The 12,065-nt window shown below is 75.0% G+C and carries 15 protein-coding genes; 11 read left to right on the forward strand and 4 right to left on the reverse strand.

Annotated elements, in window-relative coordinates; translation table 11 throughout:
- The 6 genes from ACFQH9_RS02480 to ACFQH9_RS02505 all read left to right on the forward strand — a co-directional run.
- The coding region (locus tag ACFQH9_RS02480; RefSeq protein WP_417715118.1) for a sodium:solute symporter family transporter at window positions 1–564 on the forward strand (564 nt) is incomplete at its 5' end.
- Window positions 565–705: 141 nt separating this feature from the next.
- Window positions 706–1,041, forward strand: coding sequence for a DUF485 domain-containing protein (locus ACFQH9_RS02485; RefSeq protein ID WP_379563723.1), 336 nt, complete (start codon window positions 706–708; stop codon window positions 1,039–1,041).
- The gene (locus tag ACFQH9_RS02490) at window positions 1,038–2,651 is read left to right on the forward strand and encodes a solute symporter family protein (RefSeq protein WP_379563725.1); all 1,614 of its coding nucleotides are present in this window, start codon (window positions 1,038–1,040) and stop codon (window positions 2,649–2,651) included. Before ACFQH9_RS02485 ends, ACFQH9_RS02490 begins: the two co-directional genes overlap by 4 nt.
- Before the next feature lie 112 nt (window positions 2,652–2,763).
- Complete coding sequence (locus tag ACFQH9_RS02495; protein ID WP_379563727.1) at window positions 2,764–3,090, forward strand: rhodanese-like domain-containing protein; 327 nt, start codon at window positions 2,764–2,766, stop codon at window positions 3,088–3,090.
- A gap of 10 nt (window positions 3,091–3,100) precedes the next feature.
- Complete coding sequence (locus ACFQH9_RS02500; protein ID WP_379563729.1) at window positions 3,101–4,102, forward strand: DUF4328 domain-containing protein; 1,002 nt, start codon at window positions 3,101–3,103, stop codon at window positions 4,100–4,102.
- On the forward strand, window positions 4,102–5,040 hold the full coding sequence (locus ACFQH9_RS02505; RefSeq protein ID WP_379563731.1) for a DUF5926 family protein: 939 nt from the start codon (window positions 4,102–4,104) through the stop codon (window positions 5,038–5,040). Before ACFQH9_RS02500 ends, ACFQH9_RS02505 begins: the two co-directional genes overlap by 1 nt.
- A 112-nt stretch (window positions 5,041–5,152) precedes the next feature.
- On the opposite strand, the gene ACFQH9_RS02510 is transcribed toward ACFQH9_RS02505, so the two are convergent.
- Window positions 5,153–5,686 carry a ferritin gene (locus ACFQH9_RS02510; RefSeq protein WP_379563733.1) on the reverse strand — a complete coding sequence of 178 codons (534 nt, stop codon included), beginning with the start codon at window positions 5,684–5,686 and terminating at the stop codon, window positions 5,153–5,155.
- 23 nt (window positions 5,687–5,709) lie between these two features.
- The gene (locus ACFQH9_RS02515) at window positions 5,710–6,516 is read right to left on the reverse strand and encodes a CPBP family intramembrane glutamic endopeptidase (protein ID WP_379563735.1); all 807 of its coding nucleotides are present in this window, start codon (window positions 6,514–6,516) and stop codon (window positions 5,710–5,712) included.
- Window positions 6,517–6,632: 116 nt separating this feature from the next.
- On the opposite strand from ACFQH9_RS02515, the gene ACFQH9_RS02520 reads away from it, so the two are divergent.
- Both ACFQH9_RS02520 and ACFQH9_RS02525 read left to right on the forward strand, forming a co-directional pair.
- Window positions 6,633–7,190 carry a hypothetical protein gene (locus tag ACFQH9_RS02520; RefSeq protein WP_379563737.1) on the forward strand — a complete coding sequence of 186 codons (558 nt, stop codon included), beginning with the start codon at window positions 6,633–6,635 and terminating at the stop codon, window positions 7,188–7,190.
- Window positions 7,191–7,213: 23 nt separating this feature from the next.
- The gene (locus ACFQH9_RS02525; RefSeq protein ID WP_379563739.1) at window positions 7,214–7,567 is read left to right on the forward strand and encodes a DUF3817 domain-containing protein; all 354 of its coding nucleotides are present in this window, start codon (window positions 7,214–7,216) and stop codon (window positions 7,565–7,567) included.
- A 36-nt stretch (window positions 7,568–7,603) separates the two neighbouring features.
- Here ACFQH9_RS02525 and ACFQH9_RS02530 read toward each other — a convergent pair whose 3' ends face one another.
- Window positions 7,604–8,410 carry a DUF2470 domain-containing protein gene (locus ACFQH9_RS02530; protein WP_379563900.1) on the reverse strand — a complete coding sequence of 269 codons (807 nt, stop codon included), beginning with the start codon at window positions 8,408–8,410 and terminating at the stop codon, window positions 7,604–7,606.
- Window positions 8,411–8,525: 115 nt separating this feature from the next.
- On the opposite strand from ACFQH9_RS02530, the gene ACFQH9_RS02535 reads away from it, so the two are divergent.
- The 3 genes from ACFQH9_RS02535 (at window position 8,526) to ACFQH9_RS02545 (ending at window position 11,324) form a co-directional block, all read left to right on the forward strand.
- Window positions 8,526–9,428 (forward strand): hypothetical protein, encoded by a 903-nt coding sequence (locus ACFQH9_RS02535; RefSeq protein ID WP_379563741.1) that lies wholly within the window; start codon window positions 8,526–8,528, stop codon window positions 9,426–9,428.
- A gap of 253 nt (window positions 9,429–9,681) precedes the next feature.
- Window positions 9,682–10,641 carry a prephenate dehydratase gene (pheA, locus tag ACFQH9_RS02540; protein WP_379563743.1) on the forward strand — a complete coding sequence of 320 codons (960 nt, stop codon included), beginning with the start codon at window positions 9,682–9,684 and terminating at the stop codon, window positions 10,639–10,641.
- Window positions 10,638–11,324 (forward strand): histidine phosphatase family protein, encoded by a 687-nt coding sequence (locus ACFQH9_RS02545; RefSeq protein WP_379563745.1) that lies wholly within the window; start codon window positions 10,638–10,640, stop codon window positions 11,322–11,324. The genes pheA and ACFQH9_RS02545 overlap by 4 nt, the downstream gene beginning before the upstream one ends.
- Window positions 11,325–11,373: 49 nt before the next feature.
- On the opposite strand, the gene ACFQH9_RS02550 is transcribed toward ACFQH9_RS02545, so the two are convergent.
- On the reverse strand, window positions 11,374–12,018 hold the full coding sequence (locus ACFQH9_RS02550; protein ID WP_379563748.1) for a maleylpyruvate isomerase family mycothiol-dependent enzyme: 645 nt from the start codon (window positions 12,016–12,018) through the stop codon (window positions 11,374–11,376).
- Window positions 12,019–12,065: the final 47 nt, after the last annotated feature.

The following is a 12,065-nucleotide window of genomic DNA, read 5'->3' on the forward strand; positions in this document are numbered from 1 at the left end:
GCGGCGGGCGCGTGGGCGGCGTTCCTGTCGACCTCCTCGGGCCTGCTGGTCAGCCTGGCGGGCGTGCTGTCCACGGACGTGCTGCGCGGCCGGTCGGTGGCGGACATGCGGATCGCGGACTTCCGGATCACCACCGTGCTCGCCGGCGCGGCCCCGGTGGCGCTCGCGCTCGGCGTCGAGCAGCTCGACTTCTCCGAGACCGTGGCGCTGGCCTTCGCCGTGGCCGCCTCGACCTTCTGCCCGCTGCTGGTGCTGGGCGTGTGGTGGCGCGGGCTCACCGCCGCGGGCGCGATCTCCGGGATCCTCGCCGGCGGGATCCTCTCGGCCGGCGCGGTGTCGGTCAGCCTGGCCGGGATCGGCGAGAGCGGCTGGGCGGGGGTCCTGCTCTACCGGCCCGCGATCGTCACCGTGCCGCTGGCGTTCCTCGTGATGATCGCCGTCAGCCTGGCCACCCGGAAGCGCCGCCCGGCCAACACGGACGCCCTGCTGCTGCGGTTGCACGCGCCCGAGCGCCTCGGGCTCTTCCGGGAGCGCGTCGAGGGCGCCGGCCGACCGCCCGTCTGATCCGCCGCCCGCTCACGTTCCGTCACGAGAACGACACGGACGGTTCCACCGTGGAACCGTCTCGATGCGCGTCCCGGCTCGTTCGCCATGTAGTGGACCCGGCGCCGGAGGAGGGCGCCGGGCACGCACGGAAGGACATCCATGAGCACCACCGGTGAACGCAGCGCCGGCGGGACGACCTACCAGCGGGTCCAGGCGAGCCCCGAGTTCGGGGACCTGCGGCGCCGGCTGCGCCGGTTCGTCTTCCCGATGAGCGCGCTCTTCCTGATCTGGTACCTGACCTACGTCCTGCTGGCCTCGTACGCGCCCGCCTTCATGGCGACGAAGCTGGCCGGCAACGTCACGGTCGGCCTGCTGATCGGCCTGCTGCAGTTCGTCTCGACGTTCCTGATCACCACGCTGTACGTGCGCTTCGCCGACCGGACGCTGGACCCGGCCGCCGAGCGCCTGCGCCACGAGATCGAGGGGGAGGCGTGACCGCGCAGCTCGCCCAGACCCAGGGCACGGTCGGCAGCGTCGGCCTCAACATCGGCATCTTCGCGGTGTTCGTGCTGCTCACGCTGGTGGTGGTCTACCGCGCCAGCCGCAGCAACCGCACCGCCTCGGACTACTACGCCGCAGGCCGCTCCTTCAGCGGCTCGCAGAACGGCATCGCGATCTCCGGCGACTACCTGTCGGCGGCGTCGTTCCTCGGCATCGCCGGGGCGATCGCGGTCTACGGCTACGACGGCTTCCTCTACTCGATCGGCTTCCTCGTCGCCTGGCTGGTGGCCCTGCTGCTGGTCGCGGAGCTGCTGCGCAACACCGGCAAGTTCACGATGGGCGACGTCCTGAGCTTCCGGATGCGCCAGCGCCCGGTCCGGGCCGCCGCGGCCACGTCGACGCTGGTCGTGTCGTTCTTCTACCTGATCGCGCAGATGGCGGGCGCGGGCGGGCTGATCGCGCTGCTGCTGCAGATCCCGAACTCGAACAAGCTCGGGCAGAGCATCGTGATCGCCGTCGTCGGTCTCGTGATGATCGCGTACGTGCTGGTGGGCGGCATGAAGGGCACGACCTACGTGCAGATCATCAAGGCCGCGCTGTTGGTGGTGGGCGCGTTCGTGATGACCTTCTGGGTGCTCGGCAAGTACGGGCTGAACTTCTCGGCCCTGCTCGGCGGGGCGGTCGAGCGGTCGTCGAAGGGCGAGGCCCTGCTGACGCCCGGCCTGCAGTACAAGAACAAGATCGACTTCATCTCGCTGGGCATCGCGCTGGTGCTCGGCACCGCCGGCCTGCCGCACATCCTGATGCGCTTCTACACCGTCCCGACGGCCAAGGAGGCCCGCAAGTCCGTGGTCTGGGCGATCTGGCTGATCGGCGTGTTCTACCTGTTCACGCTGGTCCTGGGCTACGGCGCCGCCGCGCTCGTCGGACCGGACGTGATCGCGAAGGCGCCGGGCGGGGTCAACTCGGCGGCGCCGCTGCTGGCCTTCCAGCTCGGCGGCGAGATCCTGCTCGGGCTGATCTCGGCGATCGCGTTCGCGACGATCCTCGCCGTGGTCGCCGGGCTGACGATCACGGCGTCGGCCTCCTTCGCGCACGACGTCTACGCAGGAGTCCTCAAGAAGGGGCAGACCTCGCCGGGCAGCGAGGTGCGGGTGGCCCGGCGCACGGCGCTGCTCATCGGCGTCGTCGCGATCGCGGGCGGCATCCTGGCCAACGGGCAGAACGTCGCCTTCCTCGTGGCGCTGGCGTTCGCGGTGGCCGCGTCGGCGAACCTGCCGACGATCCTCTACTCGCTGTTCTGGAAGCGGTTCAACACCATGGGCGCGCTGTTCAGCATCTACGGCGGTCTCGCCGTCTGCATCGTGCTGATCGTCTTCTCGCCGGCCGTCTCCGGCAGCGAGACCGCGATGATCAAGGGGGCGGACTTCGCGTGGTTCCCGCTGTCGAACCCGGGCATCGTGTCCATCCCGGTGTCGTTCCTGCTCGGCGCGATCGGCACCCTCGTGGGCCGGCGTGAGCCGTTCGACGCGGAGAAGTACGCCGAGATGGAGGTCCGCTCGCTGACCGGTGCGGGCTCGGAGAAGGCGACCGCCGAGGTCTGACCCGTCACGAACGGCACCCTCGCCCACCAGGTGTGGGCGGGGGTGCCGTTCGTGCGTCCGGGCAGGGTGCGTTCACGGGAGCCTGACGGCGGCGGGTGCCATCATGGGGGGCATGACCAGCGTTCCGTCCGTGCCCGCCGCGGACCTGCCGGCGGACGTCGCCATGCTCGACGTCCGCGAGGCCGACGAGTGGGCCGCCGGCCGGGCCCCCGGCTCCCGGCACCTCCCGATGTCCGAGCTCACCCAGCGGATCGCCGAGATCCCGGACGACGAGCCCCTCTACGTCGTGTGCCGCTCCGGCGGCCGCTCCGCGCGCGTCGTGGCCTACCTGGCCCAGCAGGGCTACCCGGCCGTGAACGTCGACGGCGGCATGCAGGCGTGGGCCGGTTCCGGCCGCGAGATCGTCGCCGACCCGGACCGGACCCCCGAGATCATCTGAGCGGGACCGGGTGAGCTCCGCCGCGGACGCCGCGCCCGCCGGACCGGCGGGCGGCACCGCCGTGCGCCCGCCCGCCTGCTCGCGCTGCGGGCGGGTCGCGCCGCCGGGCGCCGGGCCCTTCTGTCCCTACTGCGGGCGCTACCTCGCGCCGCTGGCGTGGGTCGCCGAGCCGCCACCGGACGGCCGGCCGCGGCCGCCCGTACGGCCCCGGTTCCGGTACACCGGCCCGCCCCGCTACCGCGAGGTGCCGCGCTGGGGCTTCCCGCCGCTGCCCTGGCGCGGCGAGCCCGAGGCCGCGCAGGTGCCGCCGCTGGAACGGGCCCGCCGCCTCGCCCACCCGCTCGACGTGCTGCTGCGGGTCACCGCCGCGGTCGCCGCGGTGGCGGGGCTCGCCGAGATCCTGCGCTACGTCCTGCTCGTGCTGAGCCGCGCCGACGCGCTGCCCGCCGGGCTGGTCGCCTTCTCCGACGCCGCCGTCGCGTTCGGCGCCTGGGCCTCGCTCGCCGGGCTCCTCGGCTGCGGGGTCCTGATGGTGCTCTGGACGGTGCGCGCCCGCGAGGCCGCCGCCGAGCGCACCGGCACCGTGCCGGACCGGCCCACCCTCGCCGTCGTCGCCGGATGGGTGGTGCCCGGGCTCAACCTGTCGCTGCCGGGCTCGGTGCTCGCCGAGATCGAGCACGCCGGGCTGGACCGGCCGCCCGCCGAGCGCCCGCGACCCTCACGGCTGCTGCTGGTGTGGTGGGCGGCGTGGGGCGCCGGGGTCGTGCTCGGCGTCGTCGTGTTCCTGTGGTCCTTCCGCGGCGGGGTGCAGGCCATGGCCGACGGCGTCCTCCTGCACGCGGTCCTCGACCTGCTCGCCGCCGCGACCGCGCTGGTCACGGTGCGGGTCCTGCGGTACCTCACGGCGCTGCTCGAGCCGCCCCGCCCGGTGCGGCGCGAGGTGCTCGTCGCCGTGCGGCCGCCGGGACCCGCGGCGGACGGGGCCGGGCCCGGCGCTACGGTGGCGCCCTGATGGCCAAGAAGAACCGCGACAAGTCCAGCGCCGCGACCGGCGAGAACCCCCGCCGCCCCTGCCCCTGCGGCTCGGGGAAGCGGTACAAGGCGTGCCACGGCGCGGGCGACGACGTGATCGTCACCCGGCCCTTCGAGGGGCTGGCCGCCGAGCCGGACCTCGTCGCCATGCGCGAGTTCCTGCCGTCGGCGGTCGCCCCGCTCCCGCTGCGCGAGGCCGGCGAGCGCAGCGTCCGGCTGGCCACGGTGCTGCCGGGTGCGTCCGCGGCGCTCGTGCGGCCGGACGGGGAGATCCTGCTCGGCATGCAGGTGCAGACCCGCTCCGGGGACCTGTCCGCCGACCTCGCCAAGGCCCTGCGCTGGGCGGAGACGGCGGAGCCGGGGTCCGCGCTGCCCGTCGTCGGACCCGGGGTGGGCGGGGGCGAGCTCGTCCGGCTGCAGGACCTGCTGGTCGCGGAGGCCGAGCTCGACCTGGAGCTGCACCAGGACTTCGGCTGGTGGCTGCCGGCCGACGGCGAGGAGCCCGGCGCGGAGATCGCCGCGACCATCGAGCGCGCCAACTCGGTGATCATGCCGACCGAGGCGCTCACCGGCGAGGGCGTCCGCGCCGCCTACTGGGTCGACACCGGCACCAAGGCGCACGTGCGCTGGGTGCGGCCGGAGCCCGAGGACGCGCTGATGGCGGCGCTGGCGCGGCTGCAGGCGGCCGGCGAGCTCGACCTCGGCGAGGGCAGCCGCTACGCCGGCGCCTTCCGCGCGCACGGGCTGCTCGTGCCGGTGTGGGACGTCGACCGGGAGATGCACGCCAAGGAGTGGTCGGCCCCGGCGGTGGCCTTCGCGCGGCGGCTCTCGCAGGCGCTGGCCGCCACCGACGAGCTGTCCCCGGCCGAGCGCTCCGCCCGGGACGCCCTCGCGGGCAAGCAGGTCACCCTGCGCTGACCCGGCAGTCTGGTTCCACGACGCGTTCTCGAGGCGGGTTCGTACGCGTCACGGAACCATGATGCGATTCTCGCGCCGGATCGTGCGCATCATGGTTCCCTGACGCGGGTGCTCAGACGCGGCCGCCGGCGACGGGCGGGGCGGAGGGGTCCGTCGCCTCGCCCTTCGGGAGCTCGCGGGCCACGAAGTCCTCGATGTGGAAGAGGTTGTCGCCGGCCCGGCGCACCACGGTGAGCAGCGTCGACATGGACGCGACCTCCTCGACCTGCTCCTTGAGGAACCACTGCATGAACTGCTCGCCGAGGTAGTCGCCCTCGTCCCGGGCGGTCCGGGCCAGCGTGGTGATCTGCTCGGTGACCCGCTTCTCCTGCTCGAGGGCCAGCGCGACGACGTCCTCGACCGTCGCGAAGTCGTTGCGGACGTCGTCGATGCCCGGGATCTGCACGCGCTCGTGGGTGTCCAGGATGTACTGGACCATGCTCATCGCGTGGTTGCGCTCCTCCAGCGCCTGCGCGTAGAAGTGCGCGGCCAGCTGCGGGAGGTCCTCCCCGTCCAGCCACACCGCCACCGCCGTGTACTGCTGCGCGGCCGTGAACTCGCTGCGGATCTGGTCCTTGAGCAGGGCGAGGAACTTCGAGTCGGACACCGGCGAAGGGTAGCTGAGCGGCCTCACGGGCGAAGGTCCGCCGGCAGCAGGGCGTACCCCACGAACGCCACGACGTCGATCAACGCGTGCGCCCCGACCAGCGGCCACAGCCGCCCGGTCCGCTGCCACACCCGCCCGAACACCAGCCCCATCACCAGGTTCCCGACGAACCCGCCCAGCCCCTGGTACAGGTGGTAGGCCCCGCGCAGCACCGCGGCCGCCAGCACCGAGCGGTCGGCGGACCAGCCCAGCTGCCGCAGCCGGGTCAGCAGGTACCCGATCATCACGATCTCCTCGGCCCAGGCGTTCGCCGCGGCCGCGAGGATCAGGACGGGGGTGCGCCACCAGACGTCGTCGAGCGTGCTGGGGGCGACGTCGAGGCTCACGCCGAGGGAGCGGGCCAGCAGGTAGAGCCCGAGGCCGGGGATGCCGATCAGCGCGGCCAGCCCCAGGGCGCCGAGTGCGTCCTTCCCGGGGCGCGTGCGGTCGAGCCCGATCCGTGCGAGCGGGATCCCGGCCCGGAGCAGCAGGTACACGGCGAGGGCGCCCCAGCCGACGAGCTGCAGCACCCGGACCAGCTGCAGCGCGAGGTCGACCAGGTCCGCCCGGGCCGCCGGCGCGTTGAGCGCGACCTGCTGGTCGGCCAGGGGAGTGGGGGCGAGCAGCGCGTCGACGAGGGAGAGGGCGCTGCGGAGCGCGGAGAGCCCGAGCGTCACCGTGAGCACGACGGCGATCTCCAGACCGATCAGGCGGCGGGCCCGCGGATCGGTGACCTCGGCGATCTCCGACGGCGGGGCCGTGAGCCATCGCCCGACCCGACCTCCCGCCACACCCCGAAACTACCGTCCCCGGGAACCACCGTCCGCTCGCGGTGATCATCGGCCCGGGCGCCTGCCCTGCACGTGGAGCTGCGGGCGGTGCGACCGGGCCGCGTATCGTGGCGGGCGTGTGGCGCGTGGTCCTGTCCCCCCGCTGGATCCTCTGGCACCTGCTGGCGATCCTCGCGGTGGCGGTCTGCGTGGTCGCCGCGGTCTGGCAGTGGCACCGGGCGGGCTCGGCGCTGGGCTCGGCGCTGAACGTCGGCTACGGCATCCAGTGGCCGATCTTCGCCGTGTTCTTCGCCTACATGTGGTGGCGCTTCCTGCGCATGGAGCTGCTGGAGCACCGGGAGGACCCGGCGGACGGCGCGGCCGGGGCTCCCGAGCCCGCGGAGACCGCATCGTCCGTCCAGGCCGCGACGACGCCGCCCGAACCCGGCGGGGAGCCCGCCCGCACCGCCGGGTCCTCCCGGGCCGCCGGGACGGACGAGCCCGGCCGCACCGACGTAGACCCTCCGCTGCCCTGGGGCGCCACGCCGTTCACCCGCAGCCCCGTCGCCGCTCCGGCCCCGGTCACCGACGAGGAGGCGCCCGGGCTGGCCGAGTACAACCGCATGCTCGCCGGCCTCGCGGCGCGCGACGCCGCCGCCGACGACCGCGGCCGGGAGACCGCGGACGGCCGGTGAGCCGCCGCGGTTAGAGTCGAGTCGTGAGCAGCCCCAGGACGTCCACCGCGCAGCGCCCCGTCGGGTGGCGGCTGCCGCTGTACCGCGTGTTCGCCTACATCACGGGCGTCGGGCTGCTGCTGCTCGTGTTCTACGCGATGCCGATGAAGTACCTCGCCGGCGACCCGAAGCCGACGGCGATCATCGGCATGCTGCACGGCTTCCTGTACATGGCCTACATCGTGGCGACGCTGGTGCTGGCCGAGCGCGCGCGGTTCACCCCGGTGTTCGCGCTGCTCGTGCTGCTCGCGGGCACGATCCCGATCTGCTCGTTCATCGCCGAGCGCAAGGTCACCCGGCGCGTGCAGGAGCGGGACCGGGCCCTCCAGCAGGGATAGCCGCGGGCCTGGGGCCGGACGTGGCGGCAGGTCCGGTCAGGCCTCGTCGAGCTGCGCGTGCGCGTCGCCGCCCACCTGCCGGAACGGGCACCCGACCAGCAGCCCGAGCTGGACCCGCAGCTCCTCGGCGGTCGTGGCCTCCTGCGGCCACGCGAGCCGCACGTCGTGGTCGCCCTCCGGCGTCTCCACCCGCAGCCGCAGCCCGCAGCGGTCCACCCCGAGCGGGCGCACCCGCGCGCCGAGGGTGCAGCGCAGCGGCGCGGGCAGATGCCGCGCGAGCGTGTCGAAGACCTCCGGGTGGGCCTCCTCCAGGTGGGAGAGCCAGTGGTTCTCCATTCGGCAGAAGGGGTCCGGGCGCGCCGCGGCCAGGTCGACGGGCGCGAGCGCGGCCGTGCCCTCGGCGTCGGCCAGCACGGCCGAGCTCGGCGTGAGCTTCGCCAGCGTGGCGCCGTGGCCGAGGTCGAGCAGCCGCGGGTGCGGGGCGACGTCGGCGACCTGCACGGCGGCCCGCCGGGCCGTGGTCGCGTCGGGCAGCCGGAGCCAGCCGCTGATCCACAGCAGCGCGCGGATCGGCTCGCGCAGGTCGACCGGGGCGCGGTCGGTCAGCTCGAGCATGACCGGGATCTCGCCGCGGTCCGAGGCGCGGATGGCCTCGAGGACCGGCGACTCGTCGCGCAGCAGCACGACGACCGAACCGTCGGCGTGGACGTGGTGCACGAGCGGCACGACGGGTTCCGGTCCCCCCGTCCCGACCAGGGCCGCCTCCCCGCCGCGCGCCGCGACGCTCCGGGCGCGTTCGGCGTCCGCAGGTGCCGGCGGACGCCGGAGCCGGGTCTGTCCCACGTAGCTCACCTCCGAGTTAGGTGAGGCTAAGTTAGCTCCCGGGCGAGGGGCTGTCCAGGCCCCACCGCCCACCCCTTGTCCGGCCGGTGTGAACGGCGGGTTAGCGTGCGTACCCGTGACGACCGTGCCCTCGGGATCCTCCGCCGACCCGTGGCCGATCCGTCCCCTGCTCGCCGGACTGGTCGACGACGCGAGCCTCGTCCAACCGCGGATGGTCGCCCCGGGCATCGACGCGGTGGTGGCCCGTTACCTGTCGGCCCGCGACGGGGCCTACGGGGGCATGATCGGGCACCTGGTCTGCCCCGTCTCGCGCCTGCCCGCGCTGGTCACCGAGCTCGCCCGCTCCGCGCCGTCCCGGCCCGTCGACCTGTCGCTCGTCGTCGACACGGGCCTCGGCGCGGTGCCGAAGGCGCTGTCCACCGTCTTCTCCCGGTCGAGCCTGCTCACCCCGCGCACGGTCGAGACGGCCGCCCCGCCGGACGTCGACGCGGTCTGGCTCGAGCGCGTCTCGGAGTTCGTCCCGGACGAGGTCACCCCCGTCGTCGAGCCGCGACGTCCGCTCGGCGGCACCGCGGAGGAGATCGACGCCTGGCTCGACGCGGTGCAGCGGGTCGCCGAGCACGGCTGCACCCCGAAGCTCCGCTGCGGCGGACCCCGGCCGTCGGACGTGCCGTCGATCGCCGAGGTCGAGCGGTTCCTGCAGGTCACCGTGGGGAAGGGCCGGGGCTTCACCGCGATCGGGCTGCGCGAGGCGGTGCGGCCGGTGGCGGAGTCCGAGTCCGGCCGGGGCCGGCACGGCGTGCTCAACCTGCTGATCGCGGTCGCCCGCGAGCTGGGTACGGAGGGCGAGGGCACCGTCGGCGACGCCCTGCGGGAGACGGACGGGCCGGCGCTCGTCGCCCAGGCCGAGGGGTTGTCCGGGCGCGCGGTCGACGCGGTGCGCGGCCTGTTCACCTGCTGCGGGATCGACCCCGATCCCATGTCGATCAGCGAGTTCGCCACCCTCGGCCTGCTCTGACGGCGCGCGGCGACGGCGGCCGCCGGAGGCGCGGACGGACCGCCGGACCCCGGGCGCGGGGTCCGGCGACCCCCGAGGCACGTCGACAGCCGAACACCCCCCGCTCCCTCGGCTCCCGACGTCCCCTTCCTGTCATACGCATCCCGGCTCGCGGCGGTTCGCGCCCGCGGTGAAGTTCCGCTCTTCGGCCTCGTGCGCTCGCCGGGTCGGGGCAGCGCGGGGGCGTCCGCCGGCCCGACTACGCTCGTCGATCGTGCCCCGTCCCCGATCCCGCATCGGTTTCCTCGGCCCGCACGCCACCTTCACCGAGCAGGCGCTGCGCACGCTGCCCGAGTCCGAGGACGCGGAGCTGGTGCCGCTGCCGGGCAATCCCCCCGTGCTCCGCGCCGTGCGCGAGGGCGGTGTCGACGCCGGGTGCGTGCCCATCGAGAACAGCGTGGAGGGCGCCGTCCCGCCGGTGCTCGACGGGCTGGTCGAGGAGCCGCCGCTGGTGATCGTCCGCGAGGCGGTGATCCCCGTGCGGTTCGTCCTGCTCGGCCGCGCGGGCACGACCCTCGCGGGGATCCGCTCCGTCGCCTCCCACGGGCACGGCATCGCGCAGACCCGCGGCTGGATCGCCGCGCACCTGCCGGAGGCCGAGGTCCGGGTGGCCACCTCCACCTCGGAGGGCGCGGCGCAGGTCGCGCGCGGCGAGGCCGACGCCGCGGTGTCGTCGCCGCTCGCGGCCGAGCAGCACGGGCTCGAGGTCCTGGCGGACGACATCGCCGACAACCCCGGCGCGGTCACCCGCTTCGTGCTCGTCACCCGGCCCGGCACGCCGCCGCCCCCCACCGGCCACGACCGCACGACCCTGGCGCTGACCACGGAGAACCGGCCCGGCTCGCTGCTCGGGCTGCTCACCGAGCTGGCCGTGCGCGGGATCGACCTCACGCGCATCGAGTCCCGCCCGATCAAGGACCGGCACGCGGACTACTGGTTCCACCTCGACTGCAGCGGGCACGTCGCGGACCCGGCGATGGGGGAGGCGCTGGCCGCCCTGCACCGCCGCTGCGACCGCGTCCGCTTCCTCGGCTCCTACCCGCGGGCGGTCGGTGCGCCCGAGCCGGTGGAGGGGGTCGGGGCGCCCGCGGTGCCGCTGCACGGGGCGGACGCCGCGGCGTACCGGGCGGCGGCGGAGTGGCTGGCAGGAGTGCGGAACGGAGAGTGGACATGACCCCGGAGGAGCCCGAGCAGGACGAGCTGCGCCTGGTCCTGCTGCGGCACGGCCAGACGGACGCGAACGTGGCGAAGGCGCTCGACACCGTGCCGCCCGGGGCCCCGCTCAACGAGACCGGCCGCGCCCAGGCCGCCGACGTCGCCGGGCTGCTCGCGGACTGGCCGATCCGCGCGGTGCACGCCTCCCGGGCGATCCGGGCCCGGCAGACCGCCGAGCCGGTCGCGCTCGCCCACGGGCTGGGCGTGACCGTCGTCGACGGGGTGCACGAGATCTTCGTGGGCGAGCTGGAGGGCCGCTCGGACAAGCCGGCCCGCCGCGAGTTCGACGAGGTGTACGACGCCTGGTGGGGCGGCGACCTCGCGCGCAGCCTGCCCGGCGGGGAGTCGGCGCTGGACCTGCGCGCCCGGTACCTGCCCGCGGTCGACCGCATCGTGCAGCAGACCGAGCGGGCGCACGGGCCGGGCGGGATGGTGGTGCTGGTCAGCCACGGCGCCGCGATCCGGCTGGCCGCCGCGGCGCTGCTCGGCGACACCGCCGAGACCCGGTACGTGCCCAACGCCGGCCGGGTGGTCCTGCGCCGGGACCGGTCCGTGGAGACCGGGTGGGCGCTGGAGCTGTGGGACTCGGGCCCCGCCCTGGTCGGCGACGTCACCGCGGGCGCGGCTCCCGAGGCGCACTGACGCATCGGCGGGGCGGTGCGGCCGACCCCTCGACGGCCGCACCGCCCCCTCACCCGGGCCCGGCGAGCCGGGCGAGCCCCCCACCGGCGAGCCGCGGCTGCGCGGCGGCGGTGCGGCCCGTGAGCAGCAGGAGCAGGGCCTCCGCGGGTCCGCGCACCTCCCCGTCCGGCGGGCCTTCGCCCGCGGCCCAGTCGACGTCCGTGGCGACCAGGCGCATTTCGCGGAAACGCCGGCGCGCCCAGAACGGCCAGCCCATCCGCCACACCCGCGCGAGACCCTCGCGGGCGGCGTCGAGGGGCATCGGGACGCTGCGTCCGAGCGGGACGGCGACGTCCTGGACGTGCACGAGGACGTCGAACAGCAGGTTGTCGAGCGTGGTGATCGCCGGCTTCGCTCGGCAGTCGGCGAGCTCGCGGAGCTCGGCCACCAGCCGGGCGGGCGGGCGGCGCGCGTGTTCCAGGGCCAGGTCCCGGTTGACGGCCTGCAGGTCGCCACCGGCGCGCACGCCGCGGCCCAGGATGCGCAGGACGCCCGGCGACTGCGGGGTGAGCGCGACGTGCGCCGCCACGTCCCGGACCCGCCACTGCGTACAGAGGGACGGGCGCTCCCACTCGTCGTCGTCGAGGCCCGCGAGGAGGTCGGCCAGCACCCGGCGCTGCCCGGCGATCGCCGCCCACTTCCCGTCCCGGTCCATCGCGCACCCCGATTCGTCAGAGATTCTGACCAAGTCGTCAGAGTCTC

It is taken from the genome of Pseudonocardia lutea (assembly GCF_042658055.1).
Classification (GTDB): Bacteria; Actinomycetota; Actinomycetes; order Mycobacteriales; family Pseudonocardiaceae; genus Pseudonocardia; species Pseudonocardia lutea.